The following is a 20673-nucleotide window of genomic DNA, read 5'->3' as shown; positions in this document are numbered from 1 at the left end:
GTGCTTCAGTGCTGAGCGTGTTGCCGCTTGCATTGCCAAGCACACACGCAGGCCAACAGGGCCGTGGCAATCGAGCACGCATACACCGACGACAAGCCATACACATCGCTCAAAGCGGCGCCGCACAAAGCCCCTAATACACCCGTCACGCCATAGCCAATTGAGGCATACAGCGCCTGCCCTCTCCCCCGCAACCGACCCGGGAAATGATGCGACAACAAAGCGATGCACGCGGTGTGATGCGTGGCAAAGGTCAATGCGTGCAGGATCTGCGCAAAGAGCAAGGCCCACAACAAGTCAGCCGCCCAAGTGGTCAGCACCATGCGCAGCACCATGGCTACCGAGCAAATGAACATCCACGTCGACAAACTGAAGGCTGGCAACCATCGGCTTTGCGTGAAGAACCAAACGATTTCGGCCGCCACCGACACGGCCCACAACACGCCAATCATGGTTTTGCTGTAGCCCAAAGCGTCGAGGTAGAGCGAGAAAAACACATAAATCCCAATGTGCGAGAGCACATGAAAAAACACCGAAGCAAAAAACCATTGCACCCTGCGGTGACGCAATACAGGCATGACGGGGGGCCGTGCTTCGTCCTGATGGACCGCTTCTTTGCGGTTAGGCAAACACCACACGCTCAGGTTCAACGCCAGCAACGAGCACACCGCCCAAATGGGAAAGCTCTGCATGCCCTGCACCTCAAACCAAGCACCCGCCACGAACACCATGACTAGAAAACCGAGTGAGCCCCACAAACGCACACGGCCATAACGGCGGGAGTCAAAGCCTTGGTCGGTGCTAACCAAGTGCGCCAAGGCCGCTTCGCTCATGGGCATCATGGCGCTGGTGTGGATGAACATTAGCAGCAACACCACCCCAATCCACAGCACGCCTCCCTCCACCAACAAACCCGCCGAGCACACCAATGCAGAACCCGCACAAAAGCGCAGCAGCTTCACACGTTCGCCGGTGTGGTCACTGAGCCAGCCCCAGCCATAGGGTGCTAGCACACGCGTAGCGGCTTGCACCGCCGTGAGCAAGCCGATGATGGTGATCGAGAAGCCCAGCTCTTTGAGCCACAGCGGCAAGTAGGGGTTGAAAAAACCGATGTGCGCAAAGTAGCTGGCAGACAGCGCCGCAAAGGGGAAGAGCTGAAAACGAGAAAGCGCGTTACTCGAACGCGCTTGTGAAGTGGGAGATGTCAAACCAGACCTATTTGCAAGACCATCACGCGCCAGCTAGGCCAGAGATGTGGCCAGGAATGGCGGGCATGGCCACCTGCACATCGCCGCATTGGGCACGGTGCAACAAAGCATGGTCCATCACCACCAAAGCCAACAAGGCTTCAGCAATCGGCGTGGCGCGGATACCGACACACGGGTCATGACGGCCCTTGGTCACCACTTCGGTAGGTTGGCTGTTTTGGTCGATCGAGTTACGCGGGCTCAGGATAGAACTGGTGGGCTTGATGGCAATGCTCACCTCTAGGTCTTGGCCTGTGCTGATGCCGCCCAACACACCGCCGGAGTTGTTGGTCACGAAACCTTGTGGGGTAAGAGAGTCGCCATGCGTGGTGCCGCGCTGCGCGACGCTGGCAAAGCCAGCACCAATCTCCACACCTTTCACAGCGTTGATGCCCATCATCGCGTAAGCGATGTTGGCATCTAATCGGTCGTAAATGGGTTGACCCAAACCCACAGGCATGCCACTGGCCACCACGCGAATACGTGCGCCGCATGAGTCGCCCGCTTTGCGTAGGCTGTCCATGTAGTTTTCAAACGCTTGCACGTCGGCACACGGAGCGTAAAACGGGTTGTGGCTCACATGGTCCCAACTCTCGAAGGGAATGGTCATTTCACCCAACTGCGACATACAACCGGAGAATGTGGTGCCGTATTTTTCTTTGAGCCACTTCTTGGCCACCGAACCAGCAGCCACGGTGGGCGCGGTTAAACGCGCTGAAGAACGACCGCCACCGCGTGGGTCACGTATGCCGAACTTTTGGAAGTAGGTGTAGTCCGCATGACCCGGGCGGAAAGTTTGCAAGAGGTTGCTGTAGTCTTTGCTGCGCTGGTCGGTGTTTTGAATCAGCAGCGCGATGGGAGTGCCTGTGGTTTTGCCCTCGTAGACACCAGACAAGATTTGAACTTGATCAGGCTCGTTGCGCTGCGTCACATGACGGCTGGTGCCGGGGCGACGGCGGTCCAAGTCATGCTGAATGTCGGCCTCACACAAGGCCATGCCCGGGGGGCAGCCGTCAATCACGCAGCCAATGGCTGGGCCGTGGGATTCACCAAAGTTGGTGACTGTGAAAAGGGTTCCAAAGGTATTGCCGCTCATGGGGTGAGATTATCCCACCACCACGAGGTGCCTCAGATCACTTGGCGTCTGGTTCTGGAGAACCACTGGGCCAGTCTTTGATGTAGGCCTTGAGCATTTGATTCTCAAAGTTTTGGCTGTCCACCACCGACTTGGCCACGTCGTAGAAGCTGATCACGCCCTGGAGCTCTCGCCCATTCAACACAGGCATGTAGCGGCTATGGCTACCCAACATCATGCGACGCACATCGTCAATCAAGGTATCGGGCGTGCAGGTGAGCGGCTGTGCGTCCATGGCTGCGCGCACCGTCACGTCACCTAAAGCGCCATGGTTACGGCTGAGCGCTTGAATTACCTCACGAAAGGTCAACAGCCCCACCAAGTTGCCATGTTCCATCACCAAGAGTGAGCCCATGTCTTTTTCAGCCATGATGTTGACCGCCAAAACCAAAGGCTCCATGGGATCAATAGTGAACAAAGTGCCACCGCTTTGGCCTTTGAGTCGCAGGATATCGCTGACTTTCATAGTTTTATCTCCTCCAATAATGAATTGCAATATAGCCCACAAATACACACGGAATTCTGACAAAGCACCCGACTAGGCCATGCAAGGCTAGAACGACCTCGGTTTTATGCGCTAGCTACATACAGGTGCTTGACTTGACGATACTTAGAGCACATCGCGCAAGCGCAAATCTTGCCACTTCATCCACAGCCCTTCAGCCTCGCTACTAGGTACCAACAACAAACGCGCCATCAGGGGGGCCAAGGGCGTGCGGTGCGGGTCAGCCAGCATGACATAGCGCGCTTCTTGCACATGGGTTTGTCTTGCGTCGACTGACTCGCTTAAACGTGCAATCCAATCGAGCTCCACCAACGTGGCTAACACTTCTTCGAGCTGCAAAGGGTCAAGCGCCAAGTCTTCGCACAAAGTACTCAGACTAGCCCCGTGCGCGTCAGTGGTGCGCGCCAGTTGCAATCGCTGCAACACTTCCAACGCCAACTGAAAACGCCAGCCCACGCTGCGGCCATCGCGTGAAATACCTGCTAGCAAACTAGGCAAGTTGGCCACCAACACGGCCCCAATCAGCACGATGGTCCAAGCTAAATAAATCCACACCAGCAAAATTGGCACCGTTGCAAACGCCCCATAAACCACCGAGTACGTAGGCATTTGTCCAAAGTAATAAACCAAAACTTTGCGAGCCACCTCGGTCGCCGCTGCCACCCACACGCCACCCACCAACGCATGACCCCAACGCACTTGGGTATAGGGCACGAAACGGTAAAGGGCACTGACCGCCCAAGCTAACAAAAAGAATTCCACCACGCTAAATAGCCCACGCAAATCGCCTACCAAGTTAGGCACGGCGCCGCGCGACACCGCCATGAACTGCGACATCATCACCAAGCTAGCCCCCATCAACAAAGGCCCTAAGGTAATGGCGGTCCAATACAGCAACATGCTGTGTGCAAAGGGACGACGCTTGCGCACGCGCCAAATCGCGTTGAGCGTGCGGTCAATCGTGAACACCAAAGCCAGTGCAGACACCAACAAAACTGCCACGCCTGCAACACCCAAGCGGCTGGCCTTGCTGGCAAACAGGGTCAAGTAACCTAACACTTGACGCGAAATGTTGTCGGGCACCAAGCTTTCAACCAGGCGCTTTTGAAGTACGGTTTGAAAATCAGCAAACATGGGGAATGCAGTCAGCACAGCCAATGCAACTGCCACCAAAGGCACCAAAGCAATGGTGGTGGTGAAGGTCAAGCTACCTGCGGCTTGACCCAAGCGGTCATCGCGAAAACGTTGACGTAAAGTGCGGGCGGTGTTGCGCCAAGGGAATCGCGCGAGGCGGTCAATCAATTCTTGGAGTTGCGGGACAATCATGACCTGAATCATCCCACTTTCTATGCCCGACACCACCATGATCACTCAAGAATATTCGCTCCGCCACGTGACGTTCACACGCTTGATTGCCGTAAGCAGTCTGATGGGCCTCATCGTGTTGGGCTTGGCTTGGGAGCTTTGGTTGGCCCCCTTACGTCCGGGAGGCACGCTACTGGCACTCAAGGTGTTGCCGCTTTGTTTTCCGCTCACGGGTCTGCTGAAAAACCGCATGTACACCTACCGCTGGTTGAGCCTGTTGATTTGGTTGTATTTCACCGAAGGTGTGGTGCGCGCTTGGGGTGACGCACCACCCAGCAATTATCTTGCGCTAGTAGAGGTCTTGCTATGCGTCGTCTTGTTTGCGGCTTGCGCCTTGCACGTGCGTTTACGTTTGAAGCACGCCAAAGAACAAGGGTTTACCGACGCACCTCAGGCTTGAGCCGTTTGGCGAATAGGCCCTGGAATGTCCAAGCCAATGAGCATTTCAATCAGCTGAGGCAAGGTATCAGCAGCCATTTTGACCATCACGCGGGCACGATGCAGCTTGATGGTGGCAGATGCACCTCCATCAATAATGGCAATTTGTTGGTTGGAGTAACCACGCACCATCCAGTGACAAATCTCCATTTCGCGACGCGTCAGTAGCTTCAGGCGTTCAGACACCAACATGTTTTTATTGTTGGTTTGTACGGCTTCATGCGACATGCACATGGCCCGCTCAATGACATCCATCAGGGCTTGTGCCGAGAAGGGTTTAAGTAAGAAGTCAACCGCACCCTGCTTCATGGCGGTAATGATTTCTTCGGGCCGGCTGTCGCCACTCACAAAAATCACTGGCACGCTGTGGGCCAATGTTTTTAGCTGCGACTGCAAGCCAATACCCGTAGTACCTGGCATGCGCATGTCCAGCAAAATCACGGCAGGGGAAGGGACCAATGGGTTTTGTAAAAACGCATCGGCACAGTCGTACAAGCTCACGCTGTAACCTATCCGTTCAAGTATTGTTGACAAACTGCGGCGAACAGAGGCGTCGTCATCAATCACGATGACATGACCCAGAGGGCTTGAATTCTCAGTTTGATTTGGCATTGTTGCTGCTCATCATTCCGTAAAGCTTGGCACCGTGCTCAATGGCCATGGTGGTGTATGAAATATTGCCTTTCACATCGGCTCCCGAGTGCAGCTCGACGCGGCCTGTCGATTCAATGTTGCCATTTACCACCCCATTAACCACAGCTTGTTGGGCATTGATATCGCCGTCCACATGCGCCTGTGAAAACACAGATAGCTGGGCATTAGGGCTCCCGTTGACATCGATATTTCCCACCACATGACCCTTGAGCTGCACCAAGTTTTGCGACACGATGTTGCCCACCACTACGGCCGATTGACCGATGATGGTTTTTTCATTCAAGACGTCTTGATCAGACTGCCCAAATTTCAACATCTTAAACATAGGCCTTAACGCGAGACCGGCACTTCAACCAAACTCACACGAGTGGCTGCTTCAGGCACAGCGACGCGCCAGCCCTGAAAGTAGATTTGAAGTTTTGACAATTGAGGGCTAGAGACTTGCCAAGGTGAGACGCCATACACGCTGCGGTTTTCGCCAGCCTTAAGTTGCACAACCGTGGCTTGCTTGTTGCCATCCACCACGCAAATTTCAACATTGCTAGAACTCACCACGTAAACATAGCGACCTTCTTTTTGCGCGGTAAAAGGTGTCAACTGTGGCAAGGCATCGGTGACATGCGCACAGCCCACCACTTTGCTGGCCGCCACAGTGGTAACAGGTTCAGACGCCGGAGCGGGGGCTGGCTCGACAGGTGCTGTGGCTGGAGTGGCAGCCACCGCAAGCGTCGGCTTAGGCGGCGCTTGAACAGCATCAGAACCCGCAGAAGCAGCCGCGACAAAATCGCCAAGAGGCTGAAGGCCTTGCAAGGCAAACAATCCAACCGCAACCAGCAGTAATAGCAAAGCACCCATGAATTGCTTGTGCTTATTTAACTTTGCCAAACCTGAACGCGCCCAGTCTAATGTCGAACGGTTGAGTGCAGGTAGCTGGCTCATGGCCACGATTTGATCAAGGGTGCTGAGATGTGCATCCGCGACTTTGCCTGCATCGCGTAATTCTTCTGGCACTTCCACCGTGGGCGGCTCTGCACCCAAAATCATCAGCAAACGTTTGTAGGCTTGACGCTTGATAGCCTCTGAATAAAACAAGTGGTCGCTGTGGTCCGTCTCAAGCGCACGCACCTGAGACGCAGACAAACAAGCCGTCCGCGCCAAAATGGTCAGATCCATGCCTGCGGATTCACGCAATTTTCGCAAGTAGGCTGGATCACACGACTCGTAAACGCTAGTCTTAAATTCAGTGTTTGTTTGTTCGCTGGATGACATCTTTGAAATTTTCGTCACAATTTGCTAAAAATTTAAGTCACGACTATCGTCTTAGGACCCGTCGTAGTCAATACGCCACATAGCGTAGAAAACTTTATTATTACTTAGCATCTGCACCACACCGCTTAAACTGGCAAGAGTTTTTTTTCAATGACCCTTATGCGCCCCATTCGCCGCCAATACGAAGACTTCATGCAACACGTCGCCAGTCACGGTGTTGCTAAAACAGACCGCACCGGCACGGGCACCCAAAGCGTGTTTGGCCATCAAATGCGCTTCGATTTGAACGATGGGTTTCCGCTGGTCACCACCAAGAAGGTTCACCTGCGCTCCATCATTCAAGAGCTGCTGTGGTTCTTGACCGGCTCCAGCAACAACAACTGGCTCAAAGAACGTAACGTGTCGATTTGGGATGAATGGGCCCGCGAAGACGGCGACCTTGGCCCCGTTTACGGCGTGCAGTGGCGCAGCTGGCCCACCCCAAATGGCGGACACATTGACCAAATACAACAAGTCATTGACACCCTCAAAAGCAACCCCGATAGCCGCCGCATCATCGTGAGCGCCTGGAACGTGGCCGAGCTTGACAAGATGGCGCTGATGCCTTGCCACGCGTTCTTCCAGTTCTATGTGGCGCCTGCACAAAACCCTGGCGAAAAAGCCAAGCTGAGCTGCCAGTTGTACCAACGCAGTGCCGACATCTTTTTGGGTGTGCCCTTCAACATTGCCAGCTACGCCCTGCTGACCCACATGGTGGCGCAGCAGTGCGACTTGGATGTGGGCGACTTCATCTGGACGGGCGGTGACTGTCACATTTACAGCAACCACCACGAACAAGTGGCTCTACAACTCAGCCGTGAACCGTTTGCCTATCCCACGCTAAATATCAAACGCAAGCCCGCCTCCATCTTTGACTACCAGTTTGAAGACTTCGAGGTGCTGGAATACCAGTGTCACGGTGCCATCAAAGCGCCGGTTGCCATCTAAACCATGGCTTTGAATTTGATTTTTGCGCGTTCGCGCAATGGCGTCATTGGAAAAGACAACACGCTGCCTTGGCACTTGCCCGAGGATTTGGCGCACTTCAAGCAAACCACTCTCGGGCAACCCGTTTTGATGGGTCGCAAGACTTGGGAATCGTTGCCTCCTAAATTTCGTCCCCTGCCTGGGCGCACCAACATCGTAATGACGCGCCAAACCAATTGGCTAGCTGAAGGTGCTGTCGTGGCGCACGCCATCAAAGATGCACTGCAGCTTTGTCCTGCCAACGCGCAGGTTTGGGTGATTGGCGGTGCGGAGGTGTATGCGCAAGCCATGCCGCTGGCAACGCGGGCTGTCGTCACAGAAATTGATGCCGACTTTGAAGGTGATGCCTTCGCACCCACTTTTGATGGCAGCTGGCAAGAAACCGAACGCACATCACACACTGCGGCCAACGGCTTGCGCTTCAGCCTCGTCACCCTGACTCGCACACCTTAATTCAACACACACCCAACTCATACATGCAACTTGCCACCTGGAACGTCAACTCACTCACCGTGCGCTTACCGCAAGTGCTGGACTGGCTGGAGGCCAATCCAATCGACGCCTTGGTGCTGCAAGAAACCAAATGCACCGACGACAAGTTTCCGCAAGAAACCATCGAAGCCGCAGGCTACAAGGTGGCCTTCTTCGGTCAGAAAACCTACAACGGCGTAGCCTTGCTCTCGCGCAGCGAAGCCACCGATGTGGTGAAAAACATCCCTGGCTTTGAAGACGACATGGCCCGTGTGATTGCAGGCACGGTCGATGGCGTGCGTGTGGTTGGCGCATATTTCCCCAATGGCCAAGCGCCCGACAGCGACAAGTTTGTTTACAAAATGCGTTGGCTAGAAGCCTTGCAAAACTGGCTGCGCGAAGAACTCAAAATTCACCCCAAACTGGTGTTGATGGGTGACTTCAACATCACCGTGGACGACCGCGATGTGTGGGACCCTGTGAACTTGAGAGACACCATCCACTGCACCGCGCAAGAGCGTAACCACTTCCAGGCCTTAATAGAACTAGGCACTCACGATGCCTTCCGCTTGTTTGAACAAGCCGAGAAAAGCTACAGCTGGTGGGACTATCGCGAGTTTGCATTCCGCCGCAACCGTGGTCTGCGCATTGACCACATCTTGGTTAGCGATGCACTCAAACCAGCCGTGCAAGCCTGCATGATTGACAAAGCGCCGCGCAAAAACGAGCGTCCTAGCGACCACGTCCCCGTGGTGGTGACACTGGCTTAATCCGCCATCAATCGTCCAAGCCCAACTCTTGAATTTTTCGGGTAATGGTGTTGCGACCAATGCCTAATTTTTGCGCAGCCTCAATGCGGCGTCCTCGCGTGTTGACCAATGCCGTTTGAATCAAACGCGCTTCAAAGCGGTTGACCAACACATCCCACACATCGGTGCGCCCAGCGACAAGCAAGCTCATGGCCTCAGCTTCAAGACCTTGCTCCCAATCAGCCCCCGGCAGGTTGAGCACCGCAGGAGAAACGCTTTCAGCCGAAGCAGACACAACTGTGGCTGCAACAGCCGCATCAGGCAAAGCGAGACGCACGTCTTGCGCAACAGCCGCACCAATCCCTGAAGTGTCCTGCCCTGTGTGGCTCAGTGCAGACAACGCCTCACCCGACAGCATGACCTCGGGTGGCAAGTCTTTGGGCTCAATCACTTGCGAAGGCGCCATCACGGTGAGCCAATGGCAAATGTTTTCGAGCTGACGTACGTTGCCCGGAAATGCAAACTGGTCGAGCACCGTTTGTGCGCCATCCGAGATACGTTTGGATTCCACGCCCAATTGTTGTGCACTCTGCTGCAAAAAGTGGCGCGTTAAGGTGGGGATGTCTTCGCGGCGCTCGCGCAAAGCGGGTAAGCGCAAACGAATCACGTTCAAGCGGTGAAATAAGTCCTCACGGAACACGCCGTCTTTGACGCGTTTCTCTAGGTCTTGGTGCGTTGCCGCAATCACGCGCACATTGGCTTTGATGGGGCTGTGGCCGCCCACACGGTAGTAAGTGCCATCGCTCAACACACGCAGCAAACGAGTTTGCAAATCAAAAGGCATGTCTCCAATTTCATCAAGAAACAGCGTGCCGCCCTCGGCCTGCTCAAAGCGGCCGCGGCGCGTGGTTTGTGCGCCTGTGAAGGCGCCACGTTCGTGGCCGAAGAGTTCACTCTCTAGCAAATCTTTGGGAATCGCGGCGGTATTGATGGCCACAAACGGGCCTTTGTTACCCGCATCGCCACGTGGCGAGTGTTTGTGCAGAGCGCGCGCCACCAGCTCTTTGCCAGAGCCGCTTTCGCCCGTGATCATTACCGTCACATTGCTTTGGCTCAAACGGCCAATGGCGCGAAACACGTCTTGCATGGCCGGCGCTTGACCCAACATTTCTGGCGTGGCGTCTTGCTTTTCGGTTTGCAGTTGTTCACGTTGGCTTTCTTCCAAAGCGCGGCGAATCAGCTCCACCGCTTTTGGCAAGTCAAAGGGCTTGGGTAGGTATTCAAACGCGCCGCCTTGAAAGGCTGACACCGCGCTGTCCAAATCAGAAAAGGCCGTCATGATGATGACGGGCAATGCGGGCAAACGCTCTTTCACCTGGGTGAGCAAATCTAGCCCCGAGCCGCCAGGCATGCGAATGTCGCTGACCAAGATTTGCGGTCCGTCATCCTCGGTCACTGAATCGAGCGCCTGCAGCACTTCGCGTGGGCTGGTGAAGCTGCGCGTGGGCAAGTTCTCGCGCAACAGCGCTTTTTCAAGCACGAAGCGAATTGACTGGTCGTCGTCCACAATCCAAATCGATTTCATCTCGGCACTTTCTGTTCTAAGTTAAGGGCCACGCGAGTTGTCAAGGCAATGGGATGAGGATTTTAAAATCCGTGCGTCCCGCCACACTGTCGCACTCAATCAAGCCATGGTGCTGTTGCACAAACGTTTGTGCCAAATTCAGCCCCAAACCTGAACCGCCATCTCGTCCAGAAACCAGGGGAAAAAACAACCTGTCCTTGATTTCTTCCGGAATGCCGGGCCCGTTGTCTATCACATGCAATTCCAATGCCAACCGATAGCGTTGTTTGCCAAAAGTTACTTGGCGGCTGATGCGGCTACGTAAAATAATCTCAGCGTCTCCTTCGATCACGCGGTCCGCCAGCGCCTGGGCTGCGTTGTGCACGATGTTAAGGACCGTTTGAATGAGCTGCTCGCGGTCGCCACGAAACTCGGGGATCGACGTGTCATAGTCACGCACCACTCGCAAGCCCTTGGGAAACTCGGCCAAGATCAGACTACGCACCCGTTCACACACCTCGTGGATATTCACATCACCCACCACATGCGGGCGACGGTGTGGCGCCAGCAAACGGTCGACCAACAGCTGCAAGCGGTCAGCTTCGTGAATGATGACTTGGGTGTACTCAATGAGGTCTTTGCTCTCGACCTCCATCTGTAGCAACTGCGCCGCACCACGAATCCCTCCCAAAGGGTTTTTGATTTCGTGGGCCAAGTTGCGAATCAGCTCTTTGTTAGCTTGGGCTTGATCCATCAAGCGTTCTTCACGGTCTTGGCGGGTTTGTTGCTCGAGGGGCAGCAACTCCACCAGCACCTCACCCTTCACATCGGTGGGCGCCACAATGACGTGCACAGGCATGGCGTCTTGCAGTGGGCGGCGCAAAAGCGCGTCATAGCGCAGGGTGGCAAAGGCGTTGGTCTGTGCGCCTTGCAATGCATTGTCAAATGCCTTTGTCTCTGCGAAATAGCTGGCCAGTGGGGACCCTTGAATGGTGCGGCGCGACACGCCCATCACATCTTCAAGGGCCGCATTGGCAAACACCACAACGCCATCGGTGCGTACCACCGCCACCAAGGTGGCAAGTAAGTCAAAGGCTTGCGCGTAGCTAGGTTGGGCTGAGCTAGAACTTGTCATGGTTTGGCTCCGCTGGAGGCTGGGAGGCCTAAGCGCGACAACTCGCGCTGCAGCCCTGCCACATCAGCCTCTGTGCGTTGCAAAGCACTGCGCAATTGCGCCACGCGGTCTTGGTATTTTTGGGGTTGGCGATGCTCATCGGCACGCCGCTCGGGCTCGCCGTTGTGCCATTCGCGCAGTAACTCTGCGTATTGGCGCTGCGCCTTTTGCAATTCAGCTTGCAGCACGGTTTGCGCTTGCGCATCACGCTGGCGTTGCTCGCTGCTGTCGACTTTGGCTGAACCACCATTGGCATTGACCGTTGGCGGCACAGCCTGAGGCCCTTGCACGCGCGCGCCCTCAATCACCGTCACGCTGCCACTCGCCAAGGGCTTGCAGTTGACAGCAGGGTCGGGTTGGTTGGTATACGTATGGCCGCAACGGTAAATGCGCTGCGGTTCAGACGCAGCATTTGCAGGCCATGTGGTTAAGCATAGGGTCAAAAGCACGACCCAAAACACACCCAGCAAAAGCGCATCACGCACAACGCGATCAAACGAACAACAGTGGCGTAACAAAGAAGTCATCACTTCATAAAAGTTGAAACAAAAAAGGACGGCTTGCGCCGTCCTCTGATTGCACTTGACGTTGCAAAGAATTACAGCGAGTAGTACATGTCGTATTCGACAGGAGACACTTCCACGCGACTGCGGGTCACTTCTTGCATCTTCAATTCGATGTAAGCATCGATCCAAGAGTCTGTGAACACCCCGCCTTTGGTCAAGAAGGCGCGATCGGCGTTCAAGGCGTCCAAAGCTTGGTCCAAGCTTGAGCACACGGTTGGCACCAACTTGTCTTCCTCTGGAGGGAGGTGATACAAGTCTTTGGTCGCGGCTTCGCCGGGGTGTATCTTGTTTTCGATACCGTCCAAACCAGCCATCAACAAAGCTGCAAAGCCGAGATAAGGATTGCACAATGGATCAGGGAAACGAGCCTCCACGCGACGACCTTTGTCGCTGGCCACGTTAGGAATGCGGATTGAAGCTGAGCGATTCTTGGCAGAGTAAGCCAATTTCACTGGGGCTTCAAAGTGAGGAACCAAACGCTTGTAGCTGTTGGTGCCTGGGTTGGTGATGGCGTTCAAAGCACGGGCGTGCTTGATGATGCCGCCGATGTAGTAAAGCGCTAATTCAGACAGTCCAGCGTAGCCAGTGCCTGCGAACAAGTTCTTGCCGTCTTTCCAGATGGACTGGTGAACGTGCATGCCAGAACCGTTGTCGCCAGCGTAGGGCTTGGGCATGAAAGTGGCAGTTTTGCCGTAAGCGTTGGCCACGTTGTGGATCACGTACTTTTGCAGCAGTGTCCAGTCAGCACGTTCGACCAAAGTGGAGAACTTGGTACCGATTTCGCATTGACCAGCGCCCGCCACTTCGTGGTGGTGCACTTCAACAGGGATGCCCACGGACTCGAGCAACAAGCACATTTCGCTGCGCATGTCGTGCGTGCTGTCCACGGGAGGCACGGGGAAGTAACCGCCTTTAAGACGGGGGCGGTGGCCGCGGTTGCCGCCTTCAATTTTTTCGCCGCTATTCCATGGGCCTTCGTATTCGTTGATGGCGTAGAACGAGTTGTTGGGTTCGGTGCTCCAACGCACTTCGTCAAACAAGAAAAACTCGGGCTCTGGACCAAAGTAAGCGGTGTCGCCAATGCCAGATTGCTTGAGGAATGACTCAGCACGTTTGGCGATGGAACGGGGGTCACGCTCGTAAGCTTTGCCATCAGTGGGCTCGATCACGTCGCAAATCAACACCAAAGTGATTTCTTCAAAGAAGGGGTCAATGATGGCGCTATTGGGATCGGGCATCAACAACATGTCGGAGGCTTCAATGCCTTTCCAGCCAGCAATTGAGGAACCGTCAAACGCTTGACCTTCTTCGAACTTGCTCTCGTCAAACTGCGACACGGGCGCAGTGATGTGCTGCCACTTGCCACGGGTGTCGGTGAAACGGAAATCAATAAATTTGACTTCGTTTTCTTTCACCATTTTGATTACGTCTGCGACGGTCTTGGCCATCAAGTTCTCCTACTAGGGTTGTTGGATAAAAAAGTGTTTCGAGGTAAGAGAATGCAGTTTCTGTGCCAGCATAGGCCCGCAACAGACAAAACCTGCCCCACCGTCAAGTCGCATATTTTGCACCTAGATTGACACAAATTAGCCGCAAAAGCGCATTCTCGAGCGCAAATACAGAAAACACTTCGCACCACCTTGGTGCAAAAATGCACCAATATGGATCGTTGTCATTTTCGCACCAATTCAGGGCCCAGCTTCACACCAAACGGTTGGAGGCCTGCGAGCATCACAGGATAGGCCAGTGCCACCAAATCTGGCGCACCTTTGACGCCCAACTCAATGTGTCGGCCATGAACCGGATGGTCCACGCTAGGCAGACTGAAGACCTTGACGCCTTCAAAATCGCGCTCCAGCGTCTCCATGAGGGGCGTGAGTGTGGCTTCCATCGAGCCATACACCACGACCGATTTTTCAATCCATGCCTCGTGCTGAAACAGTTGTGTGTAGTGCGTGTCGAGCACCCATTCCATCATGGGCCAAGCCATGACTGGAAAGCCCGGCACAAAGTGCACGGCACCGCCGCCAACGCCTAATGACGTGAAGCCAGGAATCTTGTTGTAGGGATTGGGAATGATGCTCGCGCCCACAGGAAAAACGCCCATGTTGAGGCGGTGGATGTTGTCAGCGTGCTGTGGCTCGTAAGGCACGCCCTGCTCTTTGGCGGTGTCTTGCATGCGTTCGCGAATCAAGGCTTCGGCTTGTGGGTGCAAAACGATGGCCTCCCCCAAAGCCTTGCCTGCACATTGGCGCGTGTGGTCATCGGGCGTAGCACCAATGCCGCCACATGAAAAAACAATGCTATTGCTTTGAAACGCACGCGCCAGCGTTCGCGTGATCCGCTCGGGCGAATCACCCACGTAGTCAGCCCAGTCGAGGGATAAGCCACGGGCGTTTAAGAGCTCAATGAGTTTGGGCATGTGCTTGTCGGCACGCTTGCCCGAAAGAATTTCATCACCCACGATGATGAGGCCAAATTCTGGTCTGGTTTTAGGCAATGGGAGGTGGGGGTGGTCTGCTTGAGTCATCTCCAGATGCTAACTCGGGCAACGGCACCAAGGCGCCCATCACCACAGTGTCCGACTCCGCCCGCAGGGCTTCGAGTGCACCCAAGCTGTAATGCGCGAACCACAGCGAGGTAAAGGCAAACACCAAGGCATAAATCCAAATCGCCAGAGGAATCAGCACCAAAAACGCCGCTGCAAACACAGCACCCGATGCCCACACGAGACTGGGAAATGCACCCATGTAGCCAGTGAGCACACCAATCGTCAGCAACGCAGCACGGTGTTGACGGCCAATGGCTAAGCGCTCTTCGCGGCTGGCGTGGTTAACCAAGGCATCAAACACCATCACGCGGTAGCTCAGCCACCCCCAAATGAGCGGGGGCACGATAAACATCAAAGGCGGGACAGCCCACAGCGGCAAAGTGATGACCATCGCACCCATGGCAATGACGGTAGAACCCACGGTCCACACCAAGCTAGTCAGCGTGGTGCCCCCATGCTTGAGCGCCAAATGTGCAAAACGGCGTTGCACCACGAGATCGACCAAAGCGGGCGTCATCATCAAAGACACCGCCAGCAAGGAGATGACCACCAAGATGGGCGTGATAGCAAATATCACCACCAGCGGCACCATGACGGCTTGCAACTCGGCAGCGCCTTTGTCTTGCAGCCAATCCATCATGCCTTGCAGCACTTGCCAAGAGGCCAGCATGTCACGCAACCAGTCTTGGGTGGGCGACCAGTAGAAATAGCCCCAACTCACCGACAGCACCAGCAACATAGCCAGAGGCAGCAGGGAGAGAAGCATCACGCGGGGCATCAAACAATAAGCCAGCGCACGCCAAAAAGAATCTAAAAACAAATGCATGCAAAAGCATACCGCAGCTATTTAACGCGCAGATGAAAAACCCAAGGCATAGATGAGGCGTTTGATACCCATACGCTGCTGCGACCAAAAACCTTTGCCGTAATCAACCCCCTGCTCCACTTGATCACGGATCCCGGTGGGCTCAAAACGCACATCGAAGTTGGCGGTCTTGAACATCACGTCCCACCAAGGCAACAGCACACCAAAGTTGTGTCCACCTAAAACTATCTTTGTTCCTTGAGCAGTTTCATGCCCCAAGCCAATGGCGTGATGCAGTCGGTGAAACCGCGGGCTAACCCACACTCGTTCTCCCCACTTACCAAAGCTCACGCGTAAGTTGGCGTGTTGGAAGTTTTCAAAAAGCTGCGTAATGGCCACAACCGCCACAAACTGCGTGGGGGCAATGCCAATGAGTTGCGCCACCAACACCCAAATGACAGCGCCCAACAAGTCGTCGAGCAAGTGGTTGCGGTTGTCGGTCCACTGCGTCATCTGACGCTGCGAGTGGTGCAGCGCATGCAAGGCCCACCACCAGTTCCATTGGTGTTGGGCGCGGTGCAGCCAGTAGTTGACAAAGTCAAACACCACCAAGTAAATAAGCAAGCTCACCCAAGGCCCATCCGTCACACCTGGCCAAATACTTTCTAAGTGAAAGGTGCCCACGCCCTGCCCGCGCATCTCGCCCATGAGCGTGTCTAGCAGAGGATCGACCCACAAAAAAAGCGCCACACGAAACAGCCCTAAACGATGGATGAGTGTGTAAATCACATCCGTACGAATGGCTCGCGTATCGGTGACCGCCTCAACAGGCCGCCAACGCTGCAGCGGCCCAATGACCACGAGCATCACAGCGATTTGAATCAGCCCCACCAACAACCAACCTGTGCCGTTGAACACATCTTCCAAACGGTTGCCCATCCCCAAGGCAAACGCGATGGGTTGCATCACGCCTTCATATAAAGCGGCTTGCGTATTGGCAAAAATGTCTATCAGCGTATCCATGTTTTAAATTGTGGATGGTCTTTGAGTGTGGCAAAACAAAACCCTTTGGCTTTGAGGCCTTCAATCAAGGGCTCCAACACGGCAGGTGCCCACGGGTCTTGGCGAGACCAAATGCCGAGGTGCGCCATCAAAATATCGCCCGAACGAATGTTGCTCAAAGCGCGTTGCTGCAGCATGAGGTTGGGAAATTTATCGCTGGGCAACTCGTCGCCCAAAAAGCCCGCGTCGGCCCAGCCCACATGAGCGAAACCGCATTGCTTAGCTGCCGTCAACAACGAGGGCGAAGTTTTGCCACCTGGCGCTCGAAACAGAGGCAAAGGCTTGACGCCTGTGATTTGCTCTAAGCGCGTGCTGGCCAGTTGCAATTGGTCGCAATAGCGTTGACTGGTCCACACCTCGGTTTGGCCTTTGTTGGGCCCTGCGCTGGGGCGCATCTGCCAGCTACCGCGAGGCAGGTCTGAGCGCCAATACACATGATCGAAGGTGTGGGATGCAAAGGCGTGGCCTTCAGCGCCACGGGCCTTCCACCAAGGAGCCCAGTGATCACCCAATGAGCCGTCGCCTTCTTTGGTGGGTTCGTTGGCCGCAAAGAAAGTGACCTTCACGTTTTGACGGTTGAGCACCTCGGCAATTAAGGGCGCCACACCCATGTGGCCTGTGTCAAAGGTGAGGTAAAGCGGTTTGCCGCAAGGCACCGCATGCGCAGCAACGCCGCACCAAGCCCAACCAACCACGGCCCACACTCGCCACGAAACGCATGGGCGTTTCGAAAACAAGTGACGCTGCTGCGGTTGGCTCATGCTCAATACCGTTTGGCGTGATCCAGGGTCCAAATGCCGTGCGGCGATTTACCCACTTTGACTTGGCGCACGAGTTGACCTGTGGTGGTGTCAATCACGCTCATTTTTTTGATCCAACGCGAGGACACCAACAACAGCTTGCCGTCTGCCGTGACTTCCATGCAATCAGGGCCGCCCGGTGCTGCAAACTGTTGGACAGACTCTAAGTTGACGTAATCAAGTTTATTAATTGTGTTGGCCACACGGTTGCCGACAAACACATGACGACCGTCGCCCGCTGCGCGAAACGCATGAGCGCCAGCGCCTGTGGGAATGGTTTTGAAGAGCTTGGGTTGCGCGCCCGACACATCAAACACTTGCACATGGTTGTCGCCGGTTAGGCCCACCAGCAGGTACTTGTCGTTGGGTGTGCCAAACACATCCGCTGGCATTTCGCCTGTTTTGATGCGCCACTTGATGGCTTGTGTGGCCAAGTCCACTGCCACTAGCTCGTTGCTATCTTGCATCGTGGCATAAGCCGTGGTGCTTTTGGTGTCAATCCAAATATGGCTGGGCGTTTTGCTGGAAGGAATGCGCTTGGCCAGCGTCAAGTCTTTGCCATCCCAGCGGTAAATGTCGATGTGGTTCAAACGGTTTGCTACGGTAACAAACCATTTCATGTCAGGCGAGAAGCGAAGCTGGTAAGGGTCTATCGTGCCGCGCACCACGCGTTGCACCTCGGCGGTGCGCGGGTCAATGAACGTGAGTGAATCGCTGCCTGCGTTGGCCACAATGACCGATTTTTCGTCGGGCGTGAGGTAGAGGTGATGCGGCTCTTTGCCCGTGGGAATACGGCGCGTTTCCTGCCAAGTGACAGGATCAATAACGCTGACGTTTGCGTCCAAGGAATTGAGCACAAAAATCGGGTTGCCAGCATTCGCAGCCGGAGCGACCAAGAACAGCAAGCCAACAAAAGCTAATGACAAACGTTGAATCAAAGACACGAAAAATACCTTAAAAAAATCTGCATCCAGTTTAACTAGCCAGGCCTTGTCACATCAAAATCAAGGTTTCAATTGGATCAAATTTCTTTGATACAGCGCAAACAAGCCACACGCGCCAAGCAAAGTTAATCGTTAGTAGCTAACAGCTTCAGCTCATCTTCGTTGACCCATCGCCACTGACCAGGTGCTAAATCGGTAGGCAGCGGCATGGCACCGATTTGCGAGCGGTGCAAGCCCACCACCTTATTGCCAACGGCTGCCAACATGCGTTTGACTTGGTGGTACTTGCCTTCGGTCAGCGTCAAACGCAAATGGTGCGCCGCCACCGCCACGCACGCGGCCGCTTTGACAGGCTTAGGTGAATCATCCAGCACCACCCCCTCAAGCAAACGTTGCACTTGTTTGTCGTCAAGCGGATCGTCCGTTGTGACCTCGTACACCTTGGGCACGTGGTGGCGGGGTGAACTCATGCGGTGAATCAGCGGACCATCGTCGGTCAGCACCAACATGCCCGTGGTGTCTTGGTCCAAGCGCCCCACCGCTTGCACGCCTTGGACCGCACTTTTTTGCGGGCGATAGCGCAAAGGCGGTGGCAGCAAGGTGTACAAACTGGGCCACGCCGAGGGCTTGTGCGAACACTCGTAGCCTGCGGGTTTGTGCAGCAGCACATAGGCTTTGGCGTGGTAAGGCCACAGCACACCTTGCACCGAGTAATGAAGGCCTTCGTGAACAGCCACGTCTTCGAGCGCGTCATCACAGTTGGCCAAGCCGTCGCCAAAATCGACCTGAACATAGCCTTGTTGAATGAGGCCCGCGCAAATACGGCGCGTGCCAAAACCTTGGGAATACAAAATATCTTGCAATTGCATAGGTCAATCGTAAACTGAACTCATCATGAAACACAGCTCACACTATTTGCAATGCCACGGCTTCAACATTCACTACACCGCATTGGGCGATGCCTCGTTGCCCGTGGTGATTGCATGGCACGGCTTGGCACGCACGGGCCGCGACTTTGATGCGCTGGCCGAACAGCTCGCCCCCCACTACCGCGTGATTTGCCCAGACACCATTGGCCGAGGCCTGAGCCAGTGGAGCAGAGCCCCAAAAGACGACTACAGCTTTGCCACCTACACCCGCATCACGCTTGACTTGATGAACGCGCTGCACATTCAACAAGCGCACTGGATTGGCACGTCCATGGGCGGTGCTTTGGGTTTGGTGTGTGCGGCAGCGTTGGAACTACCCGCCTTCAAAGGTCGCATTTGCAGTTTGGTGCTAAATGACATCGCGCCTGAAATTTCTGTGGCTGCTGTTGAGCGCATCAAAGCTTATGCAGGCCAGCCGCCCGCGTTTGAGACCGTGCCCGAGCTAGAAGCATTTTTTCGTGCAGCCTACGCGCCATTTGGCCAACAAACCGATTCGCAGTGGACACATCTGACCGAGACCTCGACCCGCCGCCTGCCCGATGGCCGCGTGACCCCGCACTACGACCCCAACATCACGCAGCAGTTTTTCCGTGAAGTGCCCGAGTACCCCATGTGGACCGAGTACGACTCACTGAACATTCCTGTGATGGTAATGCGTGGCGCAAATTCAGATTTGATTTCCACCGACACCATCCAAGCCATGCGCTCACGAGGGCCTGGCGCGAAGGGCTTGTTGCGCACTGAAGAGATCGCAGGCTGCGGCCATGCGCCTGCGTTAAATGTGCCTGAGCAATGGGCGCTGGTGATGAATTTTTTGAAATCAGCAGGCTAAGGCGACGCCCACAACGGGTGCTTGTACATCACCGCAGCAAAGGCCTCTGAGTTTTCAAAAATAGTTAGCCACTGCGCCAACTCAGGCCAAGGCTGGGCATCAAACCACGCGCGATCTGTGCGCGCAAACTGTCGCACAAAGGGCGCCACGCAGGCATCTAGCAAACCCCATTGAGAGCCCGACAAAAAACCCTGTATTTGCAAACGCGCTTGCCATTGCAACAAGACGCTGGAGGCTTGTGTGCGGTGCTGCACACCATCGCTCAAGCCAAAACGCTGCGGGTATTTGTAGCGGTCCAAGTGCGCCTTGAATTCGCCATCGTTTGAGGCAATGCCGTCATGGGTCAATGCCCATGCTTTTGGCGTATCTGGCAGCCAAGCCTGCGGGTCGTTTTGCTGTAAAGCCCACCGCATGATGTCTAGGCTTTCGTCCAACACCTCCCCTGAGGGCAAGACCAACACGGGCACCGTGCCCTTGGGCGACACCGCCAACATCTCTGCAGGCTTGGCTTTCAACGCCACCTCACGGTGCTCGTAGACAACACCGCTGGCAAGCAGTGCCAAGCGAGCGCGCATGGCATAGGGGCA

23 protein-coding genes are annotated in these 20673 nt (G+C 55.1%); 5 read left to right on the top strand and 18 right to left on the bottom strand.

The window, feature by feature from the left end; genetic code table 11:
- Positions 1-5 precede the first annotated feature (5 nt).
- From ABWP81_RS06470 to ABWP81_RS06455, 4 genes are all read right to left on the bottom strand, one after another.
- Positions 6-1208, bottom strand: coding sequence for an MFS transporter (locus tag ABWP81_RS06470; protein ID WP_353132089.1), 1203 nt, complete (start codon positions 1206-1208; stop codon positions 6-8).
- Between the two features lie 22 nt (positions 1209-1230).
- Positions 1231-2343, bottom strand: coding sequence for a chorismate synthase (gene aroC, locus ABWP81_RS06465; protein ID WP_353140404.1), 1113 nt, complete (start codon positions 2341-2343; stop codon positions 1231-1233).
- A 37-nt stretch (positions 2344-2380) separates the two neighbouring features.
- Complete coding sequence (locus ABWP81_RS06460; RefSeq protein ID WP_353140402.1) at positions 2381-2848, bottom strand: CBS domain-containing protein; 468 nt, start codon at positions 2846-2848, stop codon at positions 2381-2383.
- Positions 2849-2992: 144 nt separating this feature from the next.
- The gene (locus ABWP81_RS06455; protein WP_353132094.1) at positions 2993-4213 is read right to left on the bottom strand and encodes a YihY family inner membrane protein; all 1221 of its coding nucleotides are present in this window, start codon (positions 4211-4213) and stop codon (positions 2993-2995) included.
- A gap of 22 nt (positions 4214-4235) precedes the next feature.
- Between ABWP81_RS06455 and ABWP81_RS06450 the strand changes: the two genes are divergently transcribed.
- Positions 4236-4652, top strand: a complete 417-nt coding sequence (locus ABWP81_RS06450; RefSeq protein ID WP_353140400.1) for a DUF2069 domain-containing protein — start codon at positions 4236-4238, stop codon at positions 4650-4652.
- Here ABWP81_RS06450 and ABWP81_RS06445 read toward each other — a convergent pair.
- The 3 genes from ABWP81_RS06445 to ABWP81_RS06435 are packed head-to-tail and all read right to left on the bottom strand — an operon-like array spanning position 4643 to position 6517.
- Positions 4643-5302, bottom strand: coding sequence for a response regulator transcription factor (locus tag ABWP81_RS06445; RefSeq protein WP_353140398.1), 660 nt, complete (start codon positions 5300-5302; stop codon positions 4643-4645). The two genes, ABWP81_RS06450 and ABWP81_RS06445, sit on opposite strands and share 10 nt — an antisense overlap.
- A complete protein-coding gene (locus ABWP81_RS06440; RefSeq protein ID WP_353140396.1) occupies positions 5286-5660 on the bottom strand; it encodes a bactofilin family protein in 375 nt (124 codons plus the stop codon). The genes ABWP81_RS06445 and ABWP81_RS06440 overlap by 17 nt, the downstream gene beginning before the upstream one ends.
- Before the next feature lie 14 nt (positions 5661-5674).
- Positions 5675-6517, bottom strand: coding sequence for a hypothetical protein (locus ABWP81_RS06435; protein WP_353140394.1), 843 nt, complete (start codon positions 6515-6517; stop codon positions 5675-5677).
- A 246-nt stretch (positions 6518-6763) separates the two neighbouring features.
- Here ABWP81_RS06435 and ABWP81_RS06430 point away from each other — a divergent pair, with 246 nt between their 5' ends.
- The 3 genes from ABWP81_RS06430 to xth are packed head-to-tail and all read left to right on the top strand — an operon-like array spanning position 6764 to position 8880.
- Positions 6764-7600, top strand: a complete 837-nt coding sequence (locus ABWP81_RS06430) for a thymidylate synthase (protein WP_353132104.1) — start codon at positions 6764-6766, stop codon at positions 7598-7600.
- 3 nt (positions 7601-7603) lie between these two features.
- Positions 7604-8092 carry a dihydrofolate reductase gene (locus ABWP81_RS06425; RefSeq protein ID WP_353140392.1) on the top strand — a complete coding sequence of 163 codons (489 nt, stop codon included), beginning with the start codon at positions 7604-7606 and terminating at the stop codon, positions 8090-8092.
- Between the two features lie 23 nt (positions 8093-8115).
- The gene (gene xth, locus ABWP81_RS06420; RefSeq protein WP_353140390.1) at positions 8116-8880 is read left to right on the top strand and encodes an exodeoxyribonuclease III; all 765 of its coding nucleotides are present in this window, start codon (positions 8116-8118) and stop codon (positions 8878-8880) included.
- 7 nt (positions 8881-8887) lie between these two features.
- On the opposite strand, the gene ntrC is transcribed toward xth, so the two are convergent.
- The 10 genes from ntrC to ABWP81_RS06370 form a co-directional block, all read right to left on the bottom strand.
- Positions 8888-10444 carry a nitrogen regulation protein NR(I) gene (ntrC, locus tag ABWP81_RS06415; RefSeq protein WP_353140388.1) on the bottom strand — a complete coding sequence of 519 codons (1557 nt, stop codon included), beginning with the start codon at positions 10442-10444 and terminating at the stop codon, positions 8888-8890.
- Between the two features lie 40 nt (positions 10445-10484).
- Positions 10485-11558, bottom strand: coding sequence for a nitrogen regulation protein NR(II) (glnL, locus tag ABWP81_RS06410; protein WP_353140386.1), 1074 nt, complete (start codon positions 11556-11558; stop codon positions 10485-10487).
- Positions 11555-12124, bottom strand: a complete 570-nt coding sequence (locus ABWP81_RS06405; RefSeq protein ID WP_353140384.1) for a hypothetical protein — start codon at positions 12122-12124, stop codon at positions 11555-11557. The genes glnL and ABWP81_RS06405 overlap by 4 nt, the downstream gene beginning before the upstream one ends.
- A 71-nt stretch (positions 12125-12195) precedes the next feature.
- Entirely contained in the window at positions 12196-13611 is a 1416-nt protein-coding gene (gene glnA / locus ABWP81_RS06400) for a type I glutamate--ammonia ligase (RefSeq protein WP_353132116.1), read from the bottom strand.
- A 224-nt stretch (positions 13612-13835) separates the two neighbouring features.
- Positions 13836-14693, bottom strand: coding sequence for a competence/damage-inducible protein A (locus ABWP81_RS06395; protein ID WP_353132118.1), 858 nt, complete (start codon positions 14691-14693; stop codon positions 13836-13838).
- On the bottom strand, positions 14656-15540 hold the full coding sequence (locus ABWP81_RS06390; RefSeq protein ID WP_353140382.1) for an EI24 domain-containing protein: 885 nt from the start codon (positions 15538-15540) through the stop codon (positions 14656-14658). The genes ABWP81_RS06395 and ABWP81_RS06390 overlap by 38 nt, the downstream gene beginning before the upstream one ends.
- A 21-nt stretch (positions 15541-15561) precedes the next feature.
- Positions 15562-16542, bottom strand: a complete 981-nt coding sequence (locus ABWP81_RS06385; protein WP_353140380.1) for a sterol desaturase family protein — start codon at positions 16540-16542, stop codon at positions 15562-15564.
- Positions 16530-17342 (bottom strand): polysaccharide deacetylase family protein, encoded by an 813-nt coding sequence (locus ABWP81_RS06380; RefSeq protein WP_353140378.1) that lies wholly within the window; start codon positions 17340-17342, stop codon positions 16530-16532. Before ABWP81_RS06380 ends, ABWP81_RS06385 begins: the two co-directional genes overlap by 13 nt.
- A gap of 2 nt (positions 17343-17344) precedes the next feature.
- Positions 17345-18307, bottom strand: coding sequence for a YncE family protein (locus tag ABWP81_RS06375; protein ID WP_353140440.1), 963 nt, complete (start codon positions 18305-18307; stop codon positions 17345-17347).
- A gap of 143 nt (positions 18308-18450) precedes the next feature.
- A complete protein-coding gene (locus tag ABWP81_RS06370) occupies positions 18451-19194 on the bottom strand; it encodes a pseudouridine synthase (RefSeq protein WP_353140376.1) in 744 nt (247 codons plus the stop codon).
- Positions 19195-19219: 25 nt separating this feature from the next.
- Here ABWP81_RS06370 and ABWP81_RS06365 point away from each other — a divergent pair, with 25 nt between their 5' ends.
- Positions 19220-20086: an alpha/beta fold hydrolase gene (locus ABWP81_RS06365; RefSeq protein ID WP_353140374.1), complete on the top strand. Its 867-nt coding sequence runs from the start codon at positions 19220-19222 to the stop codon at positions 20084-20086.
- Here the strand turns inward: ABWP81_RS06365 and ABWP81_RS06360 are convergent.
- Positions 20083-20673: glutathione S-transferase (locus ABWP81_RS06360; protein WP_353140372.1), on the bottom strand; the 591-nt coding region annotated here is incomplete at its 5' end. The genes ABWP81_RS06365 and ABWP81_RS06360 overlap by 4 nt on opposite strands.

Origin of the sequence: Limnohabitans sp. (assembly GCF_040401135.1) — a bacterium.
GTDB lineage: Bacteria > Pseudomonadota > Gammaproteobacteria > Burkholderiales > Burkholderiaceae_C > Limnohabitans.
The sequence above is the reverse complement of the archived record's forward strand: the minus strand, read 5'-3'. Positions and strand labels throughout refer to the sequence as shown.